Below are 25,649 nucleotides of genomic sequence, written 5' to 3'. Positions count from 1 at the left end.
CCCGAAGGTGAAGCGCATGCCCGAAATCGAAAATTCCGTCTCTGTCCCCCCGATGAAGCTGTCCGGCCTTGAGCCCGTGCAGGTCGGCGAGGGCAGCCTGTTCGTCAACATCGGCGAGCGCACCAACGTTACCGGCTCCAAGGCCTTCGCCCGCATGATCCTCAACGGCGAGTACGAACAGGCGCTGGCCGTGGCCCGCCAGCAGGTCGAAAACGGCGCGCAGATCATCGACATCAACATGGACGAGGCCATGCTGGACAGCCAGGCCGCCATGGTGCGCTTCCTGAACCTGATCGCCAGCGAGCCCGACATCGCCCGCGTGCCCATCATGATCGACAGCTCCAAGTGGAGCGTCATCGAAGCCGGCCTGCGCTGCATCCAGGGCAAGGGCATCGTCAACTCGATCTCGATGAAGGAGGGCCTGGAGCCCTTCAAGCACCAGGCCAAGCTGCTCAAGCGTTACGGCGCGGCGGCAGTCGTGATGGCCTTCGACGAAAAAGGCCAGGCCGACACCTATGAGCGCAAGGTCGAGATCTGCGAGCGCGCCTACCGCGTGCTGGTCGACGAGCTGAACTTCCCGCCCGAAGACATCATCTTCGACCCCAATATTTTTGCCATTGCCACCGGCATTGAGGAGCACAACAACTACGCGGTCGACTTTATCAACGCCACGCGCTGGATCAAGCAGAACCTGCCGGGCGCCAAGGTCTCGGGCGGCGTGTCCAACGTGTCCTTCAGCTTTCGCGGCAACGACCCGGTGCGCGAAGCCATCCACACCGTGTTCCTCTACCACGCGATCCAGGCCGGCATGGACATGGGCATCGTCAACGCCGGCATGGTCGGTGTGTACGACGACCTGGACCCGGTACTGCGCGAGCGCGTCGAAGACGTCGTGCTCAACCGCACGCCTGTTTACAAGCCCGGCGAGGCCGAACTCACGCCCAGCGAACGCCTGATCGAAGTGGCCGAAACCGCCAAGAGCGGCGCCAAGGACGACAGCAAGAAAAACGAATGGCGCGCATTGCCGGTGCGCCAGCGCCTGTCGCATGCGCTGGTACACGGCATGAACGAGTTCATCACCGAAGACACCGAAGAGATGTACCAGGAGATCCTGGCCGGGGGCGGCCGGCCGCTGCACGTCATCGAAGGCCCGTTGATGGACGGCATGAACGTCGTCGGCGACCTGTTCGGCCAGGGCAAGATGTTTTTGCCCCAGGTCGTCAAAAGCGCCCGCGTGATGAAGCAGGCCGTGGCGCATTTGCTGCCCTACATCGAAGCCGAAAAGCTGCTGCTCGAAGCGGCCGGCGGCGACGTCAAGACCAAGGGCAAGATCATCATCGCCACCGTCAAGGGCGACGTGCACGACATCGGCAAGAACATCGTCACCGTGGTCTTGCAGTGCAACAACTTTGAAGTCGTCAACATGGGCGTGATGGTGCCCTGCCATGAGATTTTGGCGCGCGCCAAGGTTGAGGGCGCCGACATCGTTGGCCTCTCAGGCCTCATCACCCCCAGCCTGGAAGAAATGCAGTACGTGGCGGCCGAGATGCAGAAGGACGACCACTTCCGCATCAGGAAAATCCCGCTGCTCATAGGCGGCGCCACCACCAGCCGCGTGCACACGGCCGTCAAGATTTCGCCGCATTACGAAGGCCCGGTGGTCTATGTGCCCGATGCGTCGCGCAGCGTCAGCGTGGCGCAAAGCCTGCTGTCCGACCAGGCTGCCAAGTACATCGAAGAGCTCTATACCGACTACGACAAGGTGCGCACCCAGCACGCCAACAAAAAACAGGTGCCGATGTGGCCGCTGGCCAAGGCGCGCGCCAACGCCACGCCCATAGCCTGGGCGAACTACACGCCGCCGGTGCCCAAGTTCACCGGCCGCCGCGTGTTCAAGAACTTCGACCTGGCCGAGCTCGCGCAGTACATCGACTGGGGCCCTTTCTTCCAGACCTGGGACCTGGCCGGGCCTTTCCCCGCCATCCTGAAAGACGAAGTCGTGGGCACCGAGGCCGTGCGTGTGTATGCCGACGCGCAGCGCATGCTCAAGCGCCTGATCGAAGGCCGCTGGCTCACCGCCAACGGCGTGATGGCGCTGTACCCGGCCAACAGCGTGGGCGACGACATCGAGATCTACACCGACGAGTCGCGCAGCGAAGTGGCGATGACCTGGTACGGCCTGCGCCAGCAGACCGAAAAAACCGCCATCGACGGCGTGATGCGCCCCAGCCGCTGCCTGGCCGATTTTGTGGCCCCCAAGGTCGTTGCTACTGAATTAATAGCAAAAGGCCAAGGCGCCACCTTGGCTGCAGGCCAAAAAGGCTTGAAAACGCTTCCGGACTATATTGGCGTGTTCGCCGTCACAGCCGGCATCGGCGCCGAGAAGAAAGAAAAGTACTTCCTCGACGACCACGACGACTACTCGTCCATCATGCTCAAGGCCCTGGCCGACCGCCTGGCCGAAGCTTTTGCCGAATGCCTGCACCAGCGCGTGCGCAAGGACCTGTGGGGCTATGCGCCCGCCGAATCCCTGGACAGCGAGGCCCTGATCGCCGAAAAATACCAGGGCATACGCCCGGCGCCCGGCTACCCGGCCTGCCCCGACCACAGCGTCAAGAAAGAGATGTTCGAATTGCTCAAGGCCGGTGAGATCGGCATGGCGCTGACCGAAAGCCTGGCCATGACGCCGGCCGCCAGCGTCAGCGGCTTTTACCTGAGCCACCCCGAGAGCACTTACTTCAACGTCGGCAAGATCGGCGACGACCAGTTGCAGGACCTGGCGAAGCGGCGCGGGCTGAAGGCGGAAGAGTTGCAGCGATTGCTGGCTCCCAATCTTTAAAGGCGGCGGCTTTAAGAACAGCGGTTGCCGGGTTACCGCTGTCATTCGCGTTTACGGCGGCTTTGCCGGAAAATAAGCTGCGTTCACATAAATACACAACCGTTTTCAAGAGCGTGTTTACCTTTTCGGCTTGGGAAACGTTGACAGGGAACGTTGACAAAGAACGTTGACAAAGTCCTGGCCCAAGGTTGAGCCAAAAAACTGATTTCACCAGAGGGGAAATAGCCATGAATACATCCACCGAAACTCTCCAGCCCGGCCAGCAGGCCGCGTCGACCAGCAAGCCCCTGTGGGCCGCGGTCGGCATCCTGGGCGTCGCCGTCCTGGCCATGGGCGCCACCATGATTTACCAGATGCGCAACCCGCCTGCGCCCGCAGCGCCGGTCGCGCTCGCTGCACCGCAAGCTGCGGCCCCGGCCGCGCCGCCCGCGGCAGCCGCAGCCACCGCCGCCGACGACCTGGCCGAAAAACCCGTCGCGGCGCCCGCCAAACCCGCGCCGGTGCCTGCCAAAAAAGTGGTCAAGCCCACACCCAAACCGGTGCCCGCACCCAGCTATGCCGGCGTGGCGCCCGCACCCGCACCGTATCCTGCACCGGCACCCGTGGCGGTCTGCCATGTGTGCGGCGCTGTCGAGTCGGTCACGCCGGTGGAGCGCTCCACCAAGCCGGCCGGTGTCGGCATCGGCACCGTGGCCGGTGGCGTGCTGGGCGCCGTGCTCGGCAACCAGGTGGGCCACGGCGGCGGCCGCACGGCCGCCACCATCCTGGGCGCAGTAGGCGGCGGTTTTGCCGGCAACGCGATTGAAGGCCATGTGCGCAAGGAAACTGTCTACCAGGTCGGCGTGCGCATGGAAGACGGCTCGCACCGCCTGGTCGAAGTCGCCCGGCCGCCCAACGTGGGCAGCCGCGTGACGGTCGAAGGCTCCGTTCTGCGGACGGGCGACGGCGCCGTCTACGGCCCCAAGCCGCCTCCGGCCCCCGCCGCACCCCCGCCAGAGCCTTCGATTTACTCCGGCGGCCGCTAACAGCGCAGAAATAAAGGACGCCCTGCAATGCTGGCAGCAGCGTTGCAGGGCGTTTTTCATGGCCCGGTACAGAAGGCGCCGGGCCGCGCAACGGGGCGCTGTTTTGATGGCCCGGCGCTATGATGGCCGGCCAATCATCAGGAGGATTGCATGCGCCACCTTTTCATGACCCTGCTGGCGTCGCTCATGATTGCCGGCGCTTCCCACGCCTTTGCGGCCGGGCCCAAGGCCGGGCGGGACAGCCTGGCGTTCGCCGGCGCGCACGACCAGAACACGCCCGTGCTCCTCACCCCCGCTTCGCGCCCCGTGCCCTTTCGCGGCGCCGACGGGCGTGTGCATATTGACTACGAACTGCAGGTGACCAATGCGCGCGCCGTGCCCGTCAAGCTGGTGTCGCTCGAGGTGCTGGATGCCGCCTCCGGCAAGGTGCTGGCCACCGTGTCGGGGGCCGAGGTCGCGGCCACTTTTTCATTGCTGGGCGGCGCTACCGGCGACAGCGTCGGCGCTGCGCAAGCCGGCTTTTTCTGGATCGACGTTGTGCTGGAGCCCGGCCAGGCCATCCCGAAAGTCCTGTCGCACCGCGTCGTGACTTCCGGGCCGGAGGTCAAGCTCACGGCCGCTGTCAAAACCGCCGGCGAAGGCAGCGTGCAGACCACACAAACCGGCGGCAATGTGTCCGTCAGCACCCGGCCCGCCCCGCTGATCGGCCCGCCGCTCGAGGGCACGGGCTGGGTGGCCTTCAACGGCTGCTGCAAGGACATCCCGCACCGCCGCGCCGGCATCCCGGTTAACGGCGTGCTGTATGTGAGCCAGCGCTTTGCGATTGACTGGATCAAGATCGACGCGAACTCGCAGCAAAGCAACGGCGACAGCAACAAGAATGAAAACTGGCCCACCTACGGGCAAAAAGCGATTGCGGTGGCCGACGCCAAAGTGGTGTCCGTGCTCGACGGCCTGCCCGAGCGCGTGCCCAACGCCTTGCCGCCCGACACCAACATGCAAAACGTCACCGGCAACCACGTGATCCTCGACCTGGGGCGCGGCTACTACGGCTTTTATGCGCACCTGCAGCCCGGTTCCCTGAAGGTGCGCGTGGGCGACCGCGTCAAGCGCGGCCAGGTGCTGGCGCTGCTGGGCAATTCCGGCAATACCACGGCGCCGCACCTGCATTTCCACGTCTCGGACGGCATGGGCCCCTTGTCCTCACAAGGTGTGCCTTATGTGATCGACTCGTTCATCGCCAGGGGCGTGGCGACGGATGCGACCGAGCAGGGCAAGGTCGTGTGGGCCCCGCTGCCGCAGCAGCAGGCCATCCAGCGCGCCACCATGCCGATGAACGGCTATGTCGTCGATTTCCCGCCGTTGAAGTAAGGCCGAATTTGCCGCCTTGCTGCGGCACAACAGAAGAAACATGTTCAGACTTGCGTTAATTCTTTTTGGTGGCGATGCGCTGGTCAGGCGCTGGAAATTTTTCATGGCGGCGGGTGTGCTGGCCGCCCTTTTCGGCGCCGCGCTGCTGATTGACCTGGTGGACGGCGTGGCCGACGTGGCCACCTGGGTGCTGGGCGCGGTGCTGCTGGTGCAGGGCCTTGCCGAACTCACGGTGGGCGCGACCCACACGCAGGCGCGCCGCCGCTTCGAGATGCTGCGCGGCGCGGCCATGGTGGTGTTTGCCTGCCTGGTGCTGGACTTTCCCTGGGACAACTCGATTGCCGCCGGCATCCTGTTTGCCGGCGCCTTCACTTTCAACGGGCTGATCCGCATTGCCTCCAGCTGGCTGATCCGCTATCCGAGCTGGCGCAAGTCCAACGCGATCGGCTGGGCTTACCTGCTCCTGGCGCTGCTGTTGCTGACCAGCTGGCCGGTGCCCTCGAGCATGAATGTGTCTTTGTGCACGGGGCTTGCGCTGGTCGTCGGTGGCTACATCCTGATGCGCGGCGCCTGGCGGCTCAGGCGCCTGCCGCGCGGCTCCAGGCTGGCGGCTGTCGAGCTTTACAGCGGCACCCGCGTGCTGCAGCCCGATGCCGCGCCGGCCACGCCCGAAGTGCTGGCGGCCAACGCCGCCGCCGGGCACATGGTCGTGCACGTGTGGACGGCCGTCGACGCGGTCGACGACGACAAGGACCGCATCCGCCTGCCGCTGATCGAGCGCTACATCGCCTCCATGACGAAGAAGGGCCGCGTCTCCACCGGCCACGTGGCGCTTGAATGCGAAGACGGCCTGTATATCAGCCACCACCCGCGGGTTCGCCTCGCCATCACGCAAGCCAATCTTGTTGACCACCTGCGCGCTACGTCGGGCAACAACCATCCCGGCATGTGGCTGCCCGACTATGCCGGCGAAGCCGCGGCGACCCGGCCGTCCACGCACAAGATTCATTTCCGGCTCTACAACCGCGCCTACCTGCAGGCCTTCTGGGACGTCTATCACCAGGACGACACCTACAACCTGACCAACCGCAATTGCTCCGTTGTCGTCACGCAGGCGGTGGATGCGGCGGTGGAAGGTGTCTTTGCCGACAGGCCGTTCTGGCGAACCTTGCTGCGACTTGCGTTGCACCCCGACGTCTGGATGGCCGGAAGCGCCCGCGTGCGCGCCGAAGCCATGGCCTGGACGCCTGGCCTTGCGCTCGACTATGTGAGTGCGATCCGCCGCATCACCCACCCGCGCCGTGACCTCAAGGTGCATTTGTCGCGCTGGTGGAAAGCGCGCAAGGCGCGCAGGCCGCGCGTGCACTGAAAGCTGTTGGCCCTGATGTTCAATGAGCCGCCTTCAACGCCCGGCGGTATTGCACCGCCTCCGCGATATGGCCGACCTCTATCCCTTGCGCGCCGGCCAGGTCGGCAATCGTCCTGGCCACTTTCAGGCAGCGGTGGATGCTGCGCCCTGACCAGCCAAGGCGTGCGGCCGCCGTGTTGAGAAACTTTGCGGCTGCATCGCCCAGCGGGCATTGGGTGTCGATGGCCTGGCCCTCCAGTGCCTGGTTGCTGCTTCCCTGGCGCGCCATGGCACGTTCGCGCGCCGCGACCACGCGGGCCCGGATGGCGGCGGTGGCTTCTCCCGGCGGTGTGTTCACCAACTCATCGGCGCCGAGCGCGCCGACTTCCACATGCAGGTCGATCCGGTCCAGCAGGGGGCCGCTGAGTTTGCCCTGGTAGCGCGAAACCTGGTCCGGCGAGCAGCGGCAGGCCCGCAAGCTGGAGCCGAGGTAACCGCAGGGGCATAGTCGCGTTGCCCTTTTGCCATATGTGCCCTACGCACGTAAGGTATTGATTTCTAAGGGATTTTTAGGTGAACCCAAAACCGTGGGTGAGCACATCCTCAAGAAGCGCCTAGACGATGGACTCACCCAGCGGGAGCTTGGGATGCGCTTTGGGGTAGACGGATACACCGTCATGAACTGGGAAAAGGGCCGAACCCAGGCCGTTCCAGTCGCGCTCATGCCCGCTGTTATTGGGTACCTTGGGTACAACCCAGAGCCACGGCCTGAGTCAGTTGGCGGGCAACTCAGGTGGAAACGTAGATCACTGGGATGGACGACAGCGGAAGCTGGGCGGCGGAATTCGGTTGATCAATCTACATGGGAGGCGTGGGAGAAGCTGACTACCTGGCCAAAATATCCGCGCTTCCGCGCCTTCTTGCTCGATTTCTTGGACACACCAAATGAGTCGTTGGCAACAAGTGTTCGGCGGGTTGAATCTGCCGGCACACGTCACATGCGGCGCATCAAGAAAAATTAGAAGCGCGGGAGATGATCGAGATTGTCCGACTCCTTTTGGTCGGGGGTGGTTTTGAGAAACTTCACTTCCACTGGGAACACTTTGACTGGCGCGCCCTTTTTGAAGCTGCCGTCAGCGTTCTTGGTGACTGATGTGAATGTTTTTCCTTGTTCGAGCAGCTTTACTGCTTCCGGACGGGTCATTTCTTTGCCAACACCCATAGTGTTTTTTGCGCCATCGTGAATGCGAACGATGAGTTTGTCGATGTGAGTGTTCGCTGCGTTATAGCGCACATCCGAGATGCAATAGTCTGCCCAAGCTGCCATGTTTGTCCCTTTGAATGTTGAGGCTGCGTCCACCGCGCAGTCATGAATAGAAATGAGCCTTGTTTGTAACTTTTCAAGTTAAGTGCAACTGATATTTCTGAATCAATAACCCAAATACTAAGCCGTGGATTAGTCAATGGGTTATGATTCGGCTTATGGTCGCTTCTGAAATCGCTAGTCTTCGCCACGCTCTGGGGCTTTCTCAGGTGGAGTTTGGGCAGCTTTTTGGGACACATTCAATGACGGTAAGTAAGTGGGAGCGCAATTTGCTGCGGCCCACGGCGTACCAACTTGCGCTTATGCAGCAGTTTCGATCAACAGCCCAAGTGCAGCAGGCCGAAGCAAAAGAGCAAGTTAAAAACCTACTCGTTGGTGCTGGAGTTGTCGCAGCACTTGTCTGGCTCCTCGGGGCACAAAAGTGAGGCCATCTATGTATTGGAATCAGTACCCGATTCGCATAATTTCCCGACCGAAGCTTTTTGGTTTTGGGAATCACTGGGGCGTGCAATTGCCCAGTGGTGACGTTGCGCATCACACGCCTCTTGGGGAGCTAATCGTTAGTTACCGCGAGTTCGCTCAAGGTTTGCCTGTCGAGGAAATTCGAAAAGCGCCATACGAGCGGTACGAGGCGGTGCTTCAAAGGGTTCGGCAGTCCACACAATGTCCAGGGCCGTACAGGCTTGGAGATCGGAACTGCGAAAACTACGCGAATTGGCTTTTGGGTGACAAACCCGAAAGTCCTCAAGTAAACGGGTGGGCCGCTGTGGGAGCAATTGTGGGGATTGTGGCCATCCTAAATCGGAGCGGTTGGAGCGCCTGAATACTGTATAAAATAACAGTATTTGTTGAATTGAAGGGCTTAGCCTGTCAGAGCGCCCCGTACACTGGATTGGGAAATAAAGGATCAATATGAACCATTGGCCTGAGTTCTTGGCTCACAAACCTGTTGACTCTCGTGCTGAGATGGGTGCCTACGAATTCCTTTGGCAACAACCTGATACGACGACTAAGCGCCTTGCAACTCTATTTAGTGAACATCCTGGCTGCTTACCTTCGGACTTGGTGAGCGATGAAGATGCGATCAAGGCTGCAGATGAAGTCCTGCGGGAGTTTGCTGATCGGGGTATCAGGCAGTTCGGCGTTCGGATATACGGTACTCACGACTATCCCGATGGCCTGCGAGATGCCGTTGACCCCGTTGAAATTTTGTACTTCTTAGGCTCCTGGGAACTTGCAGAAGCGCCCCGGCGCGTTGCCGTTGTCGGTACCCGCGAGGTTTCTGCAGAAGGTGCGGCGCGAACGCGAAAGCTCGTTAAATCTCTGGTGGAGCACGATTTCACGATCGTGTCGGGATTGGCTCGTGGCGTTGACACGATTGCTCATGAAACAGCGATTGAAAATGGAGGGCGCACTATTGCCGTAATTGGCACTCCCATTAGCGATTCCTATCCACGAGAAAACGCTGACCTTCAAAGAAAGATCGCATCCGAATATCTTCTGATTAGCCAGGTGCCCGTATTACGCTACCGAGCCCAGTCTCCGAAGTGGAACCGACTCTTTTTCCCAGAGCGAAATAAAACCATGTCGGCGCTCACAGATGCCACCATCATCGTGGAGGCGAGTGAGACCTCGGGAACACTTATCCAAGCAAAAGCTGCACTCGCACAAAAACGCAAGCTGTTCATTCTTGAGAGCAACTTTCACAACCCCGCAATTACTTGGCCAGCTCGCTTTGAGGCCTTAGGCGCAATACGAGTGCGCGAATTTGAGGACATCCGTAAGGTCCTTGCATGAGCATGCCGCCGCGCTTGAGCGTAATTGGTGATCTTGAGCGACAAGATCACTTTTTTCTTGTACCCGAGCATCGTTGCTACTTTTGGGGCGAATACACGCCGTTTGAGCACACAGGTGGGCAGAAATGGAACTTCTCTCCAACCAACCAACTGATCAACAACTTCAAAAAAAAGATGGATCGAGTTGGACAGATGGATTGGCGCTACAAAGCTAGTGCGATTGAGCGGGTTGCAACAGCATTTTCGCAGACCATGCGTTGGGACCAATTGGGGCTTCAGAATCCTGTTCTTGTTCCAATGCCTCCATCGAAGAGGCGGAATGACCCTTTGTACGATCCTCGCATGCTGGATATGCTGCGCAGCATGGCTGGAAGAGTCCAAACACCTTTGAATGTTCAAGATATTCTTAGCTTTGATGGCTCCTGCGACGCGAGTCATGAGGCCGTAGCGAGACCTACGCCCGACGAGTTGTATGCGGCCATGAGTGTGGACACATCCGCGATGGCGGGACAGAATCCACCTGGCGTGATTCTGATCTTCGACGATATGCTTACGACAGGAGCGCATTTTCTGGCGGCACTTCGTCGGCTATCGGAGCCTTTTCCTGGCGTGCCTGTAATAGGCGTATTTGTGGCTCGGCGTGTAATTCCCAACCCCTTCGCAGACTTCGACGACCTCGATTTCTAGCTGTCGGCGGTCGCACCTCTGGCCTCATTACGCGCTGGTACGCTACCAGCGCGCTAATTTCAACAACAAGGGTGTCATGCGGGTTACACAGCCAACGATCAAGCGTCTTTTCGGTTTAGCGCACAATCGCTGCGCATTCCCAGGCTGCGACTCTCAACTGATAGAAGAGAGCGGAACGGTGACTGCGAGGATATGCCACATCCACGCTGCAAACAGGGAGGGTCCACGGTATGAAGCATCTCAGACCGATGAGGAGCGCCACGGATTCAGCAATCTGTTGCTCATGTGCCCACGGCATCACATCATGGTGGATGCAGAACCCCGAACGTATACGGCCGAAAAACTGAGAGAGTTTAAAGAGCTACAAGGGCGTGGGTTGGTAGAAATTTCGCCACAAATAGCGGCTGCAGCCAAAGTACTCTTTGATCGGTATTCCTCGATTGACATTTCGAACAATACTGGGCACGTTGCATTCCACAGCCCTGGCGCTATACAAGCTACCAACGTAACGCTGAAGACGCAAAAAACAAAAGTCACCGTAGGCCCCACGCCAGGTAGTGTTGCTAGCGATTTAGCCAAACGCAGTTATGTGGACTACCTCATTGGAAAGTATCAAGAATGCCAGAAATGGGATATCTCCAAAGAAGAGGGATTCAAATACATCGCGATTTACAACGCCATAAAACGAAGATTCGGCTGTAAGTGGGAGTTCGTTCCTGTGGACCTCTTCGACGAGCTTGTGGGGTTTTTGAAAGATCGAATCACCAACACTAAGCTAGGACGTATTCAGAAGGCGAAGGGGCATCTTCTTTATCGCGATTTCGCCGACCATGCTTTGTAGCGGGAAAAATAGAGAAGGAATTGTCCTGGACGTACTCTGTGAGAGATATGTCTCTCGGGAGGTTGGCACTCTTTCACCTAAAAGGGTCGCCACCAATGAATGAGCCACCAATCGGTGGCTCATTTCCACTTCCTTTCATAGGACAAGTCTAGTAGTCAAAGGAGTGTCGCTTGTTTGCGGCGCTGCCTTCAGCGTGAGCCCATTTGCGCAGTTCTCGGGCCATTTTGACAAGCATTCCTGCGAGGAAATTGCAGGCAGCGATCCGTAGGGAGCGTGATGAAAACGGCGAAATTATCTTGTTCATAGAGTTCTCCTGTAGTTAGAAAAACATTGATTTGGAGTCTGTGTAAGCAACCCACTGATGTACATCAATGATTACGTAAGTCACGTCGGCTCCTGGACGCAAAGTTCGATCTGCTGTGTAGTAATCGAAAGATTCATCCACACGGGCCACGATGAGTCGTCGTAGTTCTGGCGGAAACATTGAGCGATCAATCGCTGCTAATGGACTTGCAACGAAAGAGTCGTTGGAAACTCTAGTAAGAAAGCGCTTTTTGGCTGAACTTTCAGGCCAATACTCGCCGCCAGCAAGCTCACCAGATACATCGACCTTAAGACTTTTGCCACCAGCGCCAAAGACCACGACAAGAGGAGCTTCATCCATTTCATGAGTGAAGAATTTTCCCCATAGCGGCTCAGGTGGTGCCTGCCTATTCTGCTGCAAACTGGTCTCAATCGCCTTACGAATAGCAGACAAAGAATCCTGCCTGTTCTGCTCTTTTACTTTCTGGCTTTCCTCCTCCTTCGCTTGCTTCCTTGCCGCCGTGATGCGATCTTGCTCGACCAAATGCTCCTTGACTTTGTCTATGTGGTCCTTTGTGGCGGGTTGAAGAAATGTCCCAGACCATGTATCCATGCCGCCGCTCTTAAAAAGTCGTGGAGGAGATGACGATGACAACGGCTCACCTACAAACAGCACAGGTTTGCCAGCAGAAAAGCGTGGAAGCACTTCCAGTTCGGTAACAGAGTTGACCTGTAGTTCTTCGGGCATAACCCCGCTTCTTTGAGCGACAATTTGCGCGGCTGTTACGCTGGTGACGTGAGGACAATCGCCGCCCAGTTCATGGTCAAACCTATTCCGTTGGACTCGAACTTGACTGCCAGGATGAAGCGAAGGGCAAACATACACCAGAGGTCGGCCGCTCATGTCAAATAGCCAGTCACTCGTGTACCACGTCCACGCCGCAATCGTCGAAGCTGCTATTGCTGAACCAATTGCGAGATCAAGGCGTTTAGGCTTGATGAAGAGTCTGATTGCAAGCATCGTGATTGGAAAGCAAAAGGCTATGGCAACGAATGTCCCGATCCCATAGGAGGCGAATGGAGGCAAACGAAGACCAGCTAGTTCAAGTGTGGAAGCAACTAGCTCTTGCAGATGTATGAACACCTGATAGTAGATTGCGGCAAAAAGGGCCGCGCCCACAAGCGCCACCCCCGCCAATACTTTTAAGGCGGTTTTAACCATGGCCGCCACCTTTTCGCCGTTGCCATTGTTCCCGAGCGCGGTTGGCCACGTTACCGAGAACGGCAACACCAACGGCCAAGAAGGCAGCGCCTACAGTGGCGAGAAAGAGGGTCGTAAAAATATGCATCATGATTTTCTCCAAAGGTTACGTTTACAGAGCAAACGAGACTGGGAAAAAATTGCGCAGAAACGACGCCACGGCCACAGGTGACGGTCGGGAACTTGCGAGTGCCTTGGGGAAGTGATAAGCTGGAAAGCAGACAGGGCACTTCCTGAGAGGGTAACTTCTCAAGTTCGTTTCTACGCGCGTGGCACAGAGATGGGGGCTCTAATTCCGACCTGTGTTCCGCTGGTGATCGTGGCGAGTGTCTTGTCTACCTTTTTCTTAAACCGACTCAGATGAGTCGGTTTTTTTATTCCTTTCCTAAAAATGGACAAAAAAAAGCCGCCTTCCATGCCCAAAAAATGGGGAGTTGGGAGGCGGTGTCTTTCGCGTGTACGACGACGATAACCCGAGTAGGTTCACTTCATCTAGCGCTCGCATCCTATTGAGCGAGTGGTACCGTTCAGCGCATTTGTAAACAAATATGCCATAGATTTTCAGGTCGCACAATAGGCCAGAGAAAAGTTATTTCCTGCCACGCAAAGTGATCATGCGAACGTCTGGGGTGCCCAAGAAATTGTCGGGCAGGATCTCCTCAGCGCTGACGCGCTGAGCGTAGGTTGGTTAGACCATCCACTTCCTTCGCAGTTGCCGTTGGGAATCCACCTTGTAATTTTCAAGCATGGTTATACGCCTGAATCTTGACCGAGTAAATATCCTTCACTACCCAACGATATCGTCTGCCTCGGCCAGCGCACTTGCAATGGCGTCGACGAATTGCGAGTCAAAGTGGTTGAGGAAGGTCTCGATTAGATGGCCATGGTAGTACGCATAGACCATATTCTTGATGTTCGATTCTGGCGGTTTGATGATGTTGAATGTTAGACCGTCACTCTGAATCTTTGGTTTGAGCCACGCTTTGTTCTGCCAGGCCTCGGCCAAATGGGTGTAGCGACCATCACTAGCTTTTAACCATGTTGTGATTTGCCCTTTTGCTTCTTTTTGCGCGATTCGCGCATCGAACTCCGCGAGAAGCCTTTTAGGGTCGGATGTCATAAAGTGAATAGCCATTCGGTCAGTCTCGCTAAAAATTAGTTATCTTGAATCGATCCCGCCAGCACCAAAGAAACTGCTCGGAGCCTCGGGATTGCGTTGGCGACGCCTGACGTCCTTTGACCATGTGCTGTGGGGACGAACTCAAACCTTGAAACCTATTTGCCGGCCTTCTTCTGTACAGGGACGTCTTTTTCTTCGCCTCCTTTCACAGCTTCTTTCACACCCGAAATCGCACCAACTATGGCCAACGGCTGGCCAGACAAGATTGAGCCAGCTAGTCCTATGACGGAGACAAAGATATTCACCGCCCTCTTGAACTGTGCGATCTCGGCAATCTTTTCTTTGGCATCAGCAATTGCTTTGTTCAACTCCATCTGTGATGCCTGAGCGCCCGCGACGACATAGTCGTTTGACTTAACGTAGAGCTTCGTGGCGAGTTCGCGGAGCATTGTTTCTTCGCTGACGTTCTGCATAACCTCATCTGCCGTGATTTTTCCCTCATCAAATGCCTTTCGACGTTTCGTCTTCATCTCATCGGCAATGGTTGTGAACTTGTCTGCCGCGTCCTGAACTTTGGCCGCCGTATTCAGTATGTCATTCATGATGTTTAGTCTCTACGATTAAAGTTTTCTCAGATTTGACCGAATTTCCTTGAGTTCTGCGGCAGCTTTCTTTAGTTGAGCAACCACATCCTTTGCCTCAAGCCGGTCAACGTTCTTTAACATTTCTTTGTGGCCCTCGCGTACCGTAGTCACGCCTTTGCCGGCTGCCTTTGCAGCCTCTACCGCATCGTCGGATTCCTTGGAAAGTAGTCGTCCCGACCTATCTGCGAGCGACACAATAAGAAGACGACGTGGGTTAACTTGAGCCATCTCCTCTGCTGTAGGCGACCATGCCGCTAGGCGCGCCTCTTGATAGGAATCAATGGAAGAGGCCTCGTTCTTCAGTACCCCTTCATAGTTCTTTGCGGCGAATTCCATCGCCTCTAACACCTGATCCATATCGGCGCCGTAGGCTTTAACCATTGTTCGAACATCCTTCGACTGCTTCGCGGCCAGAATCCAACTCGCCACTTTTTGCGCGATCCCAGAAAATGCTTTTGCATGCGTCTCTGTAATTCCTAGTTTTGGAATGGCGGCAATTGAACCCACGACTTTGTCGATATCGCCGCTGATGTCGAACGCCTCATCACCCGCTAGGGAAGCAAGCGCCGCCATGTAGCCTGTCGCGGCGTTATGCAGCTTGAGTAGGTCATCCTTCTGACGCTTCATGTCGGCAGAAGTTTCCCTGATTGACGCAGCCTCTGCCGCGAATCTGCTTGTGCTCGGGATCTCAAGCAGCCGTCGATTGGCACTATCTACGTAGCGAAGCGTGACATCTTTGTAGGCGGTGAGTTTTGCGCTACTGCCCGCGAAATCCCGGACAGCTTCTAGATTCGCGCAGCCGGTCGCGCTAGCTGTTAGAACAACTAACGCGACTAGTCTTGACAGAACCCCCATAGTTTTCCGCAGGTTTATGAAGCAAGGCCGAAAACAAATCATGATTTAGTCTCCTAAATAGCAGTTGCAGAAATTGTTAAACACAATGCGCAGCCAGCGAACTGAAGCACAACGAACTTCTCGGAGCGCCAATTGCCCCCCTTAACCCAGAGGCACCGATATCAGGTCAGGGCGCGACCTTCGGAACAGGAATAAATGCCTTGGCAATTGCCAAGACCAGCCCAAACACTATGAGCGCGAGATTTCTGATCAGGTCGGGGGTATCTTTGCTAAAAGATAACCACGTAACGATGGCTGTACCCCCAGTGATGAAGTAGGCGATTGCGTATGCGGCATTAATGTTGTGCAGCACGTCATTTGTAGTCGCGTCAAATGCTTCAATAGCAGCCTTCTTACCCGCCTTAAGGCCGGTCTCCGATGCAACCACAAGAGATCTTTCTTCTGCGGACTTCACTGCATCTGGCGTGACAGGTAACTGCTCATTGAAGGACATTGCCACGATGCCGCCGACAAGCCCTGCTAAGCCGGTAGCCGCATAAACAAACTCTGAGCTGAATCTCAGCTTTGAAGGTTCAGCTGCTATCCAGCATTGCCAGATAGCGACGGTGTATAGCGCAACAAATCCGAGAAGAAGTGCGACTGCGATTGAGCCGGCAATGGTTCGACGCATCTTGTCTGTCATATGACCTCCAGGGGTTAAGCAAACTAACTCCAAAAGTACCAATTGATCTCGCGACTACTGCCGCAATGACGAGCGGTTTACCGTAACAACCGCGCATGAAAAAAGTTCTAATAGGCGGAAAGCGCTTTGTAATGTCCTAGCTCTCTATCGAAGCATTTCATATTCATGTCCCCCCGATACTTCCGCGTTCTCAGGTTCAGCATCGTCAGAACTTCCTTAGCATCAAGACATTGTCCCGACTCCCGCAACGACACGGCCAAATTACGATCAACCACATTTTGCAAATCCGCCAGATCCTTTTTACCTTTCTCAGAAAGATCTAGATTAGGAAGTTGCTCTTCGAGCTCTCTACTTGCTCTGGAAAGTGATGGCATCGCCATAACGGGGTTGCCGAGCCGCGCATGTGCAAGACCGATTTGTGCATGAGTTTGTGTTCTTTCAAAATCGGAAGTATTTGCACTCGCGATTGCGCCGCCAAACGTCGCGAGAACTTCCCTATCTTGAACTGCATTTGGAGAAGTCATTGCCGTAACCCGTCGAGCAGTTGAAAAGCCCACGCACTTCGCAAAGCTTGAACAAAGCAAACTACGAAATTGATTCATAGAACTCAAGACATCGATGGCTAGTTGAGATTTGGGACGATTGTCAGACTGCTTTTTTGCTTCGATGGCCCCCCAGAAATCGTTTGGCAGAGGAACTGGTCCAAACGCTGCGACATACCGCTGAAGTACATCTGGCCCGCGACCCAGCTCTTCGACCATACGGTAGCTTGTTAGGGCACTGACCAGTGAGGGCAAGCGCTGCTCCAGAAACCTCTCCTGGAATGCTTTGTCTTTGGGTAATGCTCCATGAACGCTGTAAACATTCTGGAAGTCTGAAAGCCAGGTGATGTTTGGCCGCGCCGCAATCAAGGGGACTCGGCCATCGCCATCAACTTCATCCCATTCACCACTCAGCGCTAAGCGTGAATTCTTGCGTGACAGTGCTGCTTCAGGTGTGCGCCAAAATGTTGAATAGTACGCATACAAGGGTGCCTTTGGCTGGGTAAATGTGAACGACCTCCGAAACTCATGAGCTTTCTTGAGAACCAGAGGAAATGTCGCTGATGGCGTAAGTTGATTGAGTAAATCCCGACCAGTAGGGCTGGCCCAAAACTCAGGTTCAAAGTAACTAATTAAATTCGGATCTGTGTCTCCAGTTCCAGCGCGAAGTAGCACGCAATTACGGTCTGTGTCAATTGCCGCTGGCTTAGGTGATAGCCCAAATGCGCCTGGCCAACTTAATGCCGCGCCACGGATGCCATCCGTTAGGAAACTTGTCATGCCATTGATGCCACTTTTAAACCACGATTCAACCTTTTCGACCTCATATTCGAATCGCGAATCGGGCAATGTGTTCTTGATCGGCTGAACATACCCAGAGTTGATCATTCGGATAATTTCGCAGCTCCCACCGAGTGGGGCTCCTAAAAGTGCAAGACCTCCTACTAGATGTTGGTTGCTGTATTCTCTGCCTTCGTGTTTCTTGTTCCACACCGCCGTAACCAGGGCTCCCATGCTATGGGACACAAAGATAAGCGTGTGGCGTTCGGCGCCGAGTTCGCGTTGAATACACCGTTCGACATCGCGTGCGCTGGATCTGATGTCTCGCCTCCAGTCATAACCGCAGGCCACTGCCTTAATCCGCAACGCCGCTGCAACGCTCTTCACCTTTGCAAAAGACTCCCCATACTGATCGCCAAAATATGAGTCCAGCAATGATGCTTGGATATCGGATTCGGCGGTTTCGTCAATAAGCGCCGAAGGCAGAATTAATGCTGCTGAATCTGGTAAACCGTTGCCTCCCCAAATGACCCCCCGCGATTTGGAGGTGAGACGTGAGCCTAGAATTCCTGGAACAAAAACAATTGCCACAGACCGCTCAATTTTTGTTATCAAGGCAAGTCGCGTAGGGTCACTCTTAAATGCACGCTTGAATCCGTCAGAAATTGATGCGGGGCTAGTCTGAGCAGAAACCGTTCCCAGTGAAAGTTGTAAAACAACGGCGCAAAAAGCTGAGGCTACTTTGTTGTTCATACCCGCTCCAGTAATGGAAATGCATAAGGCGCCATAAAACTAATCCTGTATTGATCTCGCCACCACCGCCGCAATTGCCCTACGCCTAGCTAGTGCTTCACCAAGATCGGCTTCCTTGATTCGACTACGCACCGTGTAACCCTTCACCGTTTTCTCTTTCTGTACCTGGGCCATCGGATATCCATCAAGGAATCCAGGTAAGTCTTCAGGCAATAGGAACGAGACGCGCTTTTTCTCATCGTCTTCAAGCCCTTTGCCAATACACAAGGAAAGGCTCTTGAGGTGCTTCTGATGAGACGCAAGCATGACAACGTGCGTGAACGGAAGCGCCAAGCACTTTTCGATATTCCCCAATTCATGATCGCGTGTGGTTGTCACTGAGATTTCAAAGGCAAGAGAAATGGTCTCGCGTCTGAGAATGACATCGACGCGGCCAGCACCGTCGTGAACCGTTTCTTCAACGGATGCACGGAAGCCGCGTTCTTCGCCAAGTTCTTTAATGAGGTGTTCGATGTACTTGTGCTTAACGCCACCTCCGCCAATATCCCGAGGCTCTGCGATCTTCTGTACCACTGGTGCCCGGGTGATGACAATTTCTTTGCTTTGGTCTAGTGGTGCGGGCTGTAGCTGTGGTGTGGGCGTTGGTAGGTCGGCTTCAATCTCGACTGGGGCCTCTCCCAGCCAATCGCTCGGAGAGTCGGTGGCGGCCTCTCCGTTCTGGATATCCTCGACATAGACCACGCCGTACTTCTGGCGTGAGCTTTCGACAAGCGCCTCATACCCAGCATCTGAAAGCGTCCCTTGAGACTCCAGAAAGCCAAGCGGAATGGAAAGCGCTACTGCCTGATCGGTGACGTTTCTTGCAAAGCATGCGAAGTTCGCTTCATTGCGTCCTTTCTTCTGTTCGAGGAGAAAGTCTGCGGTACATCTGAAGTCTTCCGAGAGCGCACGAGCGTCCTTGGCACTTACGCCGCCTGCGAGTTTGATAGAGGTGTTGGCCATGACGCCAGCACGGATGCTTGGCTCTAGTTGATCCAGATGCTGATGAGCGAATGTTATGGCGCCCTTGTACTTGCGAACCTGCGTCAGCATCCGTGTGAGCGTTGCGTCCACGATGCGCTCAGCTTCATCGATATAAATATACGTTGGTGTGCGGGCGTGTTTCTCGATGATTGCACGGCGCATGAGTGCTTGACCAAGGAGCGCTACGAACATCCGAGAAAAGATAGTGGAGCCCTCTTCGCCCAGGAAGTCCTTGGCGGTATTGATGAAAACAATGGAACCGTCTTGCAGTGACTTGAAGAGATCGACGGAGTTTTTCGGGGCGCTCATCATGCGATCGAGGGATTGGTTCGACAGTACGCCCCAGAGCCTGTTCAAGATCTGCTTTTTGGTCTCGTTGAAAGCGCGGTCGAAGAACCTGGTTTCAAAAAAGATACGGGCGCTGCCTTGAAGCGTTTTCATGTGTGGACGGAACTTTTCACCGTCCTCCATCAGCTCGCGCAATGTGTGGACGTTGGCGCCTGGTATACGCATCATGAGTACGGCCAAGTACCTGAACACCAAACCTTGCTTCTGGGTAAGTTCTGCCCCAAGAAGCGAGCCAAAAAAGAAGTCGTACAGTTCGACTGTGTTGTTGAGAATGGTCTCGCGTGCTTGAGGGCTTGGAATACTGCCCGCGGAGAGATCAATATCGAAGAGATTGAGTCCGACAGGACGCTCCATATCCTGCGGGTCGATGTAAATAAAGCGTTCTCGCAGTGACGGGTCGGCGAAGTACTCGCTGTGCATGAGCGTCTGGAGCAAATCTCCCTGACTGTCTACGACAACGACGGATCGCTTCTCCCTGACCGCAACTTCAATGTCACCTGCAATGAGGAATTGAAGCGTTTGGGTCTTTCCGTGACCCGTGCCAGCCAGGATATGGGTGTGCTCGAATCTGACAGCTTCGGGGATGTGAAGCGGAATTTCTACTAAGAAGATGTCGAGGAATGGGGTGCCCGACAGATACACACGAAGCAATTCACCGTCATCTGCGATTGATTGGTCCTGGGGCAGGACAAAGTTCTTGCTTGTTGTACGCCGCTCTTCAATGGGAATGTTTGACGCCTGAGCAAGGTTGATGAGCAGTTGGTCACGCAGACGGTCAAACAGTTCGTCATTCTGCAAGTCCTTGGTAAAGACGGTTGCGATGATTTTGTGAATGAGGACAGGAATGCCCTTCACATACGTGTACAGGGGTGCCGTAGGTGACAGCCTTGAATACTCCTCAAAATTTCCGTTCTCATCTGGGTCAACAAATGCTTGCTCGGGGAACTCCCTATATAACGCCATGAGAAGCGAAACCATTGCTTCCCTCCACTTGCCGAGGAAGTGCCGTTCATTTGTGAACATGCGAGCAGCCTGACGCAAACGGTTCCGATACTTCGCGCCGTCAGCGAGGGAAAGGTTGGATACATCCGAAAGGAAGGGTATCGCCAGGGGCTCGTGAGTAAAAAGCGTGGCGTGTTGAGTTCCGCTGAAGCCTGACCCGATCTTTCCATCAAATCTTGACCCACACTCTTTGTGAGCAGAGAGTGCTCACGGTGTGGATAAGTTCTTGATCTTCTCCTTTTTGGGCTGAGTCTTTGCAGAGCTGTTTTTGAATCGATAGCTGTCGTTTCCGGTTTCGAGGATATGACATCTGTGGGTGAGTCGATCCAGAAGAGCGGTTGTCATTTTTGCATCACCAAAGACGCTGGCCCATTCTCCGAAGCTCAAATTGGTCGTTATTACGACACTAGTTCTTTCGTAGAGCTTTGAAAGCAAATGAAAGAGGAGAGCTCCTCCTGACTGGCTGAACGGCAGGTAACCCAGCTCGTCAAGGATCACCAAGTCCACGTACATCAATCGGTGGGCGAGCTGGCCTGTATTGCCAGTTGATTTCTCAACTTCTAAAGCGTTGACCAGCTCAATCGTGGAGAGAAACCGGACACGTAGGTGGTGATGCTCAATAGCCTGAACCCCGATCGCAGTGGCCAAATGAGTCTTTCCGGTGCCTGGACCACCGACCAGAACGATGTTTTGAGCCTTTTCGAGGAAGTCGCATCGATGTAGCTGGCGCACCATTGCCTCGTTGACCTCGCTATGGCCGAAGTCAAAGCCAGCCAGATCCCGGTATGCGGGGAACCTGGCCAACTTCATCTGGTAAGCCATAGACCGTACTTCACGTTCTGCCGTTTCCGCTTTGAGCAGCTGCGCAAGGATGGGCTTTGCTGCTTCGAACGCGGGTGCACCTTGATCGCCCAACTCCGACACAGCCTGGGCCATGCCGTGCATTTTGAGTCCCTTTAGAAGCGCGACGATTGAATTTGACTCGGATTCACGTGCCATATCGCACCTCCTGGTCGACCTCGACCTCCCGAAGTGAGTCATAGCGACGCACGTTGGCCTGCGGTTCTGTACCGAGTTTCAGTGCTTGCGGAGCGATGATCTCAGGAATGGCTGGCTTTCCGCCAACCAGGCGGTGCAATACGTTCAGTATGTGGGTCTTGGTGGCGACCCCTGCTTCCAGGGAGGTCTCTACGGCCGCCAGTACCGCTTGCTCGTCATGGTGCAGAACAAGTGCCAGTATTTCCACCATCTCACGGTCCCCGCCAGGCTTTTTGAGTAGCAATGCCTGCAACCGCTTGAAGGCGGTCGGGAACTCGGTGAACGGGGCGCCGTTTCTTAGGGCCCCAGGTTTTCGCTGCAGTACAGCTAAATAGTGACGCCAGTCATAGACGGTGTGTCCCGCCCCGTCGTGGCGGCGATCAATGATTCTTTGGTGTTCGCAGATCAGCCGACCTTCTGCAGCAACAACCAAGCGGTCCGCGTACACCCTAAGGCTTACTGGTCGATTGGCAAACGATGCAGGAACGCTGTATCGGGTCCGTTCATGGGTCACAAGACAGGTGGGTGAAACGCGCTTCGTGTGCTCGACGAACCCGTCAAAGGCCGGCGGCGGAGGCATCAGAAACGACTTCTCTTCTGCCCAGACATCAGCCACCGTGCCCGGCAGCTTGCCGTGGGCTATCTCCTTCCAGAGGGCTTTACAACGTATCTCGAGCCACTCATTCAGCTCTATCAAGGTGCCGAAAGCCGGCATGGGTTGCCAAAGGCGATGACGGGAATCCCGGACATTCTTCTCGATTTGCCCCTTTTCCCAGCCAGAGGCGGGGTTGCAGAACTCGGCCTCGAAGAGGTAGTGGTTCACCATTGCATTGAAGCGAGCATTGACGTCTCGTTCTTTGCCACTGCGAATCTTGTCTACTGCCGTCCTCATGTTGTCGTAGATGCCGCGCTTTGGCACCCCACCCAGCACCCCGAAGGCGTGGTTATGGGCGTCAAATAGCATTTCGTGCGTCTGCAGCAGATAGGCTCGGACGCTGAAAGCGCGGCTATGGCTTAGCTTGAAATGAGCCACCTGCAGCTTGGTGCGCTCGCCGGCAATCATTGCCCAGTCCTCGCTCCAGTCAAACTGAAACGCTTCCCCCGGCCCAAATATCAGCGGAATGAAGGTGCCGCGGCCGGCAGTTCGAAGCGCCTCCTGACGGTCTAACCGCCATTTCCGGTAGAAAGCTGCCACTCTTCCGTAGGATCCATCGAACCCGAGGGCCATTAGATCTGTGTGGATCTGCCTCAAAGTGCGCCGCTGTTTCCGCGATTTTGTTGCCTCGATTCCCAGCCAGGTGGCCAGCTTCTCAGCGTAGGGATCGAGCTTGCTTGAGCTGACCCGCCTTGCGTACCTGGGCTCAGCCTCATCGGACCGAAGGTACTTCTTTACTGTGTTGCGAGCCAGGCCTGTACGCCTTGCAATCTCGCGGATGGACAACTGATCTCTCAATGCCCACCGCCTGATGACATTCAATGTCGCCACGTCTATCACTCCTAATTTCCCTCTGCTTTTAAAACAAGCAGAGTAGTGCCTACGTGGGTCAGGTTTCGATGGAAATTACTGCTCTAACCGGGTCAGATTTCGACGGCATTCAACAAATTGAGCGCTGAACCGATTCCATGCATCCAGCCACATTTCGTGCTGAACATAAATTGGTGCGTCCAAGAATCGAGCACGCTGTTGGACTCTCTGCCAGAGGTACTCGCTCTCAAAATTGACAACTCGGTAGTTATGTCTGAGCGTTTCAAGCTTGGTCGCCAAGGCATTGGCGGCCACTGACTTTTTGACGCCAGGTATCCCCAGTATCAAGATACGGTTGCCCGCCATCTACGCAGTTGCCATTTTTGTTGTCATTTATGTTTCTCCAGCATAGCCCCTAGGCCAATGTAGCAATTTTTATGATCTTTTTCAACCGAAAACAGTGGAGTTATCAACAAAGCAACTTTCTCATGGGTTGCAGGAAGGTTGTCACACAGCTTCGTTGCGAGCGTTGGATTTATCTGAAACATCAGGAACGCCTACTGAGCAAGATTACTTCGCATGACGGTTTTTGTATTCAAGTGAACCGCATGCACTTGGGACACCCTTTAGGCAAACCCAAATTGCCGCACGTGGGACAACGATTTTCTGGTGGGGTTGGACCTTGCTCCTTGGGGTCTCGAGGACTCCAAGGAGGCGCATTACCTATCCCAAGCCCTAAGCGCACGTAGCTGCCGGCATCCTTCATCGCATCCTCGCTTGTTGTATGAGAGGACAAATTGTGCGCAGACGCGTTGCTGGTGACATCCTCCATTTGGAGGAGGGCGCATGAGCCAATGAGAACTATCTACCGCTTCTGGAGCAGCTCTGCGATGTCCATGAGCAGTTGCTGGTCTGTTGTCCGTAATCCCTTCAGTAGGGTGGCCAGCCTTGGCGCGCTGTCACCTGGCAATGGACTGGTTTCAGCCAGGAGTTCGCCCACGCTCACTTCCAGCGCCTGGGCGACAACAAATAGTCGCTGAAGCGATGGCACGGACGTTCCACGTTCAAAGCGCGAAACCGTAACTGGGTCTACCTCTACCAGACCCGCAAGGTCGTCCTGCGTGAGGCCGCGAGCCTTACGCTGCTTCGCGATTACTTGTCCCAACCTCTTGCCCAGAGTTTCGAAATTCTCGGCTTTCTTCCTGTGTTGCATGCCAATCCTTTGGTAGACCCAAAGTGTTGACATACGTCAAAATTTGCTCAATGATCCAATTTGCCTAGTTAGGCAAATTACATTCACTTTGAAGACCAATTTTTGACTTGGAGGGACCATGCGCGTTTTGAAACTGTTCTTGGCGGCGCTGAGCGCCGTTTTGCTGTCAGCCTGTATGGCGGTACCACTTCTTCCTATGGCGTTTGGCATGACTGACAAGCCAACGTCAGATCGGTACACCACCTCCGCCAAGCGACCCGCTGTGTTCAATGCGGCATTGAAGGCCGTACAAGTGAAGGGCCGAACCGAAAGCATTGATCGGGAAACTGGCTCGATCAAGGGTCACATCATCATTGGCGCGACGGCATACGCGGTAACGATATTCGTCGAGGAAGCAAGCGGCAAAACAGCGCTTCGAATCGATGTCGCCAATTCCATGTACGGCAAGTTCGACTTGAAGAACTCTGGGGAAATAAGCAAAGAAGTTGTCCAGGAAACAGAGCGGCAACTCGGGTCACGGCTTGAAAAAGCCTCAGTCTGAGAGCGCTCCAATGAACAATTTTTTCAAAAATTTGAGCGTTGCTGCGGCTTTCTCGATCGTCGCACTGGCTACTGCTTCGGCCCAGAAGCTGGATGCGGCACCGCAGATGCACGTGGGTGACAAGTGGACCTACCGCTACCACAACACAGGTGACAGACGAGAGCCGTTCACCTTTACCAATGAGGTCAAGCGTATCAATGGCAGCGATGCTTGGCTGTACGGCGAGAGCGCCGAGCCGAACACGCAGGCTCCGAAGTTCTGGTGGCGATACGACCACAAGCGGGGTGATTTCATGGAGCGTTTTGTGCACGATGAAAGCGCTCCGAACGGTCTCGGTAACCGAATTACAAATCGACAAGGGAGCGAAGATCTCTTCCAGTTCCCTTTAGAGCCTGGCAAGAAGTACAACGCGAAACAGTTCTGGAACAATGGCGAAGGCCATACGGATTGGAAAGTCGAAGTGGAAGCGTTCGAGAAGATCAAGACGGAGGCCGGAGAGTTTGATACCTACCGCATCAGGGCTACAGGCTGGTGGAGGCGAACGGTCAATGGAAGCAGCAGTGGTCGCGCAGAGGCAACCGTCTGGGTGGCACCCACAGTGAAGCGATACGTTCGCTGGGAGTATATGGATCGCGCCCCAAACGGATCAATTTGGAGTCAGAACAAGTCCGAACTCATCAAATGGGAACCTGCTACCGCCGCTGGGCCAGCAGTGCCCGCGAGCGCTGCAAGGTGATCAATTCCTCTGTGGTGGGTCGCAAATCCAAGTTGGACAACCCTTCGCGATGCCCAAGGTTGGCTAGATTCCAGAATTATTCGGGAGAGCATTCCTTATCTTGCTAACTCTG

General features: G+C 55.6%; 22 protein-coding genes and 1 pseudogene. 11 read left to right on the top strand and 12 right to left on the bottom strand.

Annotation, left to right across the window (positions count from 1 at the left end; genetic code table 11):
- Window positions 1–7 precede the first annotated feature (7 nt).
- From metH to DT070_RS06100, 4 genes are all read left to right on the top strand, one after another.
- The gene (metH, locus tag DT070_RS06115) at window positions 8–2,839 is read left to right on the top strand and encodes a methionine synthase (RefSeq protein WP_255416860.1); all 2,832 of its coding nucleotides are present in this window, start codon (window positions 8–10) and stop codon (window positions 2,837–2,839) included.
- Window positions 2,840–3,066: 227 nt separating this feature from the next.
- Window positions 3,067–3,864, top strand: coding sequence for a glycine zipper 2TM domain-containing protein (locus tag DT070_RS06110; RefSeq protein ID WP_122954591.1), 798 nt, complete (start codon window positions 3,067–3,069; stop codon window positions 3,862–3,864).
- A gap of 150 nt (window positions 3,865–4,014) precedes the next feature.
- Window positions 4,015–5,235: a M23 family metallopeptidase gene (locus DT070_RS06105; RefSeq protein ID WP_122954590.1), complete on the top strand. Its 1,221-nt coding sequence runs from the start codon at window positions 4,015–4,017 to the stop codon at window positions 5,233–5,235.
- A gap of 40 nt (window positions 5,236–5,275) precedes the next feature.
- Window positions 5,276–6,604, top strand: coding sequence for a DUF308 domain-containing protein (locus tag DT070_RS06100; protein ID WP_122954589.1), 1,329 nt, complete (start codon window positions 5,276–5,278; stop codon window positions 6,602–6,604).
- A 19-nt stretch (window positions 6,605–6,623) separates the two neighbouring features.
- Here the strand turns inward: DT070_RS06100 and DT070_RS06095 are convergent.
- Window positions 6,624–7,088, bottom strand: a pseudogene (locus tag DT070_RS06095) (ATP-binding protein); the annotation flags it as partial.
- 513 nt (window positions 7,089–7,601) lie between these two features.
- Window positions 7,602–7,910 carry a DUF3892 domain-containing protein gene (locus DT070_RS06090; protein WP_122954588.1) on the bottom strand — a complete coding sequence of 103 codons (309 nt, stop codon included), beginning with the start codon at window positions 7,908–7,910 and terminating at the stop codon, window positions 7,602–7,604.
- Window positions 7,911–8,065: 155 nt separating this feature from the next.
- Between DT070_RS06090 and DT070_RS06085 the strand changes: the two genes are divergently transcribed.
- From DT070_RS06085 to DT070_RS06065, 4 genes are all read left to right on the top strand, one after another.
- A complete protein-coding gene (locus DT070_RS06085) occupies window positions 8,066–8,332 on the top strand; it encodes a DNA-binding transcriptional regulator (RefSeq protein WP_153976266.1) in 267 nt (88 codons plus the stop codon).
- Between the two features lie 487 nt (window positions 8,333–8,819).
- Window positions 8,820–9,704, top strand: a complete 885-nt coding sequence (locus tag DT070_RS06075) for a DNA-processing protein DprA (RefSeq protein WP_122954586.1) — start codon at window positions 8,820–8,822, stop codon at window positions 9,702–9,704.
- Window positions 9,701–10,390 (top strand): hypothetical protein, encoded by a 690-nt coding sequence (locus DT070_RS06070; protein WP_153976267.1) that lies wholly within the window; start codon window positions 9,701–9,703, stop codon window positions 10,388–10,390. Before DT070_RS06075 ends, DT070_RS06070 begins: the two co-directional genes overlap by 4 nt.
- Before the next feature lie 76 nt (window positions 10,391–10,466).
- Window positions 10,467–11,231: a hypothetical protein gene (locus tag DT070_RS06065; RefSeq protein WP_164483720.1), complete on the top strand. Its 765-nt coding sequence runs from the start codon at window positions 10,467–10,469 to the stop codon at window positions 11,229–11,231.
- Window positions 11,232–11,550: 319 nt separating this feature from the next.
- Here the strand turns inward: DT070_RS06065 and DT070_RS21255 are convergent, their stop codons facing one another.
- Window positions 11,551–12,756, bottom strand: coding sequence for a hypothetical protein (locus DT070_RS21255; RefSeq protein ID WP_153976268.1), 1,206 nt, complete (start codon window positions 12,754–12,756; stop codon window positions 11,551–11,553).
- Here DT070_RS21255 and DT070_RS21250 point away from each other — a divergent pair.
- Window positions 12,755–12,967, top strand: coding sequence for a hypothetical protein (locus DT070_RS21250; RefSeq protein ID WP_153976269.1), 213 nt, complete (start codon window positions 12,755–12,757; stop codon window positions 12,965–12,967). The genes DT070_RS21255 and DT070_RS21250 overlap by 2 nt on opposite strands.
- 615 nt (window positions 12,968–13,582) lie before the next feature.
- Here the strand turns inward: DT070_RS21250 and DT070_RS06060 are convergent.
- The 9 genes from DT070_RS06060 to DT070_RS06015 form a co-directional block, all read right to left on the bottom strand.
- Window positions 13,583–13,930, bottom strand: a complete 348-nt coding sequence (locus tag DT070_RS06060) for a hypothetical protein (RefSeq protein WP_122954583.1) — start codon at window positions 13,928–13,930, stop codon at window positions 13,583–13,585.
- A 140-nt stretch (window positions 13,931–14,070) separates the two neighbouring features.
- A complete protein-coding gene (locus DT070_RS06055; RefSeq protein WP_122954582.1) occupies window positions 14,071–14,517 on the bottom strand; it encodes a hypothetical protein in 447 nt (148 codons plus the stop codon).
- A gap of 18 nt (window positions 14,518–14,535) precedes the next feature.
- The gene (locus DT070_RS06050; RefSeq protein ID WP_153976270.1) at window positions 14,536–15,186 is read right to left on the bottom strand and encodes a hypothetical protein; all 651 of its coding nucleotides are present in this window, start codon (window positions 15,184–15,186) and stop codon (window positions 14,536–14,538) included.
- A 394-nt stretch (window positions 15,187–15,580) separates the two neighbouring features.
- A complete protein-coding gene (locus DT070_RS06045) occupies window positions 15,581–16,096 on the bottom strand; it encodes a hypothetical protein (protein WP_122954580.1) in 516 nt (171 codons plus the stop codon).
- 107 nt (window positions 16,097–16,203) lie between these two features.
- Complete coding sequence (locus DT070_RS06040; protein ID WP_122954579.1) at window positions 16,204–18,171, bottom strand: hypothetical protein; 1,968 nt, start codon at window positions 18,169–18,171, stop codon at window positions 16,204–16,206.
- 39 nt (window positions 18,172–18,210) lie between these two features.
- On the bottom strand, window positions 18,211–20,565 hold the full coding sequence (locus DT070_RS06035) for a type IV secretory system conjugative DNA transfer family protein (RefSeq protein WP_122954578.1): 2,355 nt from the start codon (window positions 20,563–20,565) through the stop codon (window positions 18,211–18,213).
- A gap of 186 nt (window positions 20,566–20,751) precedes the next feature.
- On the bottom strand, window positions 20,752–21,543 hold the full coding sequence (gene istB, locus DT070_RS06030) for an IS21-like element helper ATPase IstB (protein WP_122953889.1): 792 nt from the start codon (window positions 21,541–21,543) through the stop codon (window positions 20,752–20,754).
- On the bottom strand, window positions 21,533–23,077 hold the full coding sequence (istA, locus tag DT070_RS06025; protein ID WP_122953888.1) for an IS21 family transposase: 1,545 nt from the start codon (window positions 23,075–23,077) through the stop codon (window positions 21,533–21,535). The genes istB and istA overlap by 11 nt, the downstream gene beginning before the upstream one ends.
- A gap of 835 nt (window positions 23,078–23,912) precedes the next feature.
- Complete coding sequence (locus DT070_RS06015) at window positions 23,913–24,260, bottom strand: helix-turn-helix domain-containing protein (protein WP_164483719.1); 348 nt, start codon at window positions 24,258–24,260, stop codon at window positions 23,913–23,915.
- Between the two features lie 118 nt (window positions 24,261–24,378).
- Between DT070_RS06015 and DT070_RS06010 the strand changes: the two genes are divergently transcribed.
- Both DT070_RS06010 and DT070_RS06005 read left to right on the top strand, forming a co-directional pair.
- Window positions 24,379–24,801 carry a hypothetical protein gene (locus DT070_RS06010; protein WP_122954575.1) on the top strand — a complete coding sequence of 141 codons (423 nt, stop codon included), beginning with the start codon at window positions 24,379–24,381 and terminating at the stop codon, window positions 24,799–24,801.
- 10 nt (window positions 24,802–24,811) lie between these two features.
- On the top strand, window positions 24,812–25,537 hold the full coding sequence (locus tag DT070_RS06005) for a hypothetical protein (RefSeq protein WP_122954574.1): 726 nt from the start codon (window positions 24,812–24,814) through the stop codon (window positions 25,535–25,537).
- Window positions 25,538–25,649 lie beyond the last annotated feature (112 nt).

This window comes from Polaromonas sp. SP1 (assembly GCF_003711205.1).
Classification (GTDB): Bacteria; Pseudomonadota; Gammaproteobacteria; order Burkholderiales; family Burkholderiaceae_C; genus Polaromonas.
The sequence above is the reverse complement of the archived record's forward strand: the minus strand, read 5'-3'. Positions and strand labels throughout refer to the sequence as shown.

Bases quoted from the DNA above. Each gene is read 5' to 3' on its own strand.
- DT070_RS06110 (WP_122954591.1), top strand. From the start codon at position 3,067: ATGAATACATCCACCGAAACTCTCCAGCCCGGCCAGCAGGCCGCGTCG.
- DT070_RS06105 (WP_122954590.1), top strand. From the start codon at position 4,015: ATGCGCCACCTTTTCATGACCCTGCTGGCGTCGCTCATGATTGCCGGC.
- DT070_RS06100 (WP_122954589.1), top strand. From the start codon at position 5,276: ATGTTCAGACTTGCGTTAATTCTTTTTGGTGGCGATGCGCTGGTCAGG.
- DT070_RS06090 (WP_122954588.1), bottom strand. From the start codon at position 7,910: ATGGCAGCTTGGGCAGACTATTGCATCTCGGATGTGCGCTATAACGCA.
- DT070_RS06085 (WP_153976266.1), top strand. From the start codon at position 8,066: ATGGTCGCTTCTGAAATCGCTAGTCTTCGCCACGCTCTGGGGCTTTCT.
- DT070_RS06075 (WP_122954586.1), top strand. From the start codon at position 8,820: ATGAACCATTGGCCTGAGTTCTTGGCTCACAAACCTGTTGACTCTCGT.
- DT070_RS06070 (WP_153976267.1), top strand. From the start codon at position 9,701: ATGAGCATGCCGCCGCGCTTGAGCGTAATTGGTGATCTTGAGCGACAA.
- DT070_RS06065 (WP_164483720.1), top strand. From the start codon at position 10,467: ATGCGGGTTACACAGCCAACGATCAAGCGTCTTTTCGGTTTAGCGCAC.
- DT070_RS21250 (WP_153976269.1), top strand. From the start codon at position 12,755: ATGGCCGCCACCTTTTCGCCGTTGCCATTGTTCCCGAGCGCGGTTGGC.
- DT070_RS21255 (WP_153976268.1), bottom strand. From the start codon at position 12,756: ATGGTTAAAACCGCCTTAAAAGTATTGGCGGGGGTGGCGCTTGTGGGC.
- DT070_RS06060 (WP_122954583.1), bottom strand. From the start codon at position 13,930: ATGGCTATTCACTTTATGACATCCGACCCTAAAAGGCTTCTCGCGGAG.
- DT070_RS06055 (WP_122954582.1), bottom strand. From the start codon at position 14,517: ATGAATGACATACTGAATACGGCGGCCAAAGTTCAGGACGCGGCAGAC.
- DT070_RS06050 (WP_153976270.1), bottom strand. From the start codon at position 15,186: ATGAAGCGTCAGAAGGATGACCTACTCAAGCTGCATAACGCCGCGACA.
- DT070_RS06045 (WP_122954580.1), bottom strand. From the start codon at position 16,096: ATGACAGACAAGATGCGTCGAACCATTGCCGGCTCAATCGCAGTCGCA.
- DT070_RS06040 (WP_122954579.1), bottom strand. From the start codon at position 18,171: ATGAACAACAAAGTAGCCTCAGCTTTTTGCGCCGTTGTTTTACAACTT.
- DT070_RS06035 (WP_122954578.1), bottom strand. From the start codon at position 20,565: ATGTTCACAAATGAACGGCACTTCCTCGGCAAGTGGAGGGAAGCAATG.
- istB (WP_122953889.1), bottom strand. From the start codon at position 21,543: ATGGCACGTGAATCCGAGTCAAATTCAATCGTCGCGCTTCTAAAGGGA.
- DT070_RS06015 (WP_164483719.1), bottom strand. From the start codon at position 24,260: ATGCAACACAGGAAGAAAGCCGAGAATTTCGAAACTCTGGGCAAGAGG.
- DT070_RS06010 (WP_122954575.1), top strand. From the start codon at position 24,379: ATGCGCGTTTTGAAACTGTTCTTGGCGGCGCTGAGCGCCGTTTTGCTG.
- DT070_RS06005 (WP_122954574.1), top strand. From the start codon at position 24,812: ATGAACAATTTTTTCAAAAATTTGAGCGTTGCTGCGGCTTTCTCGATC.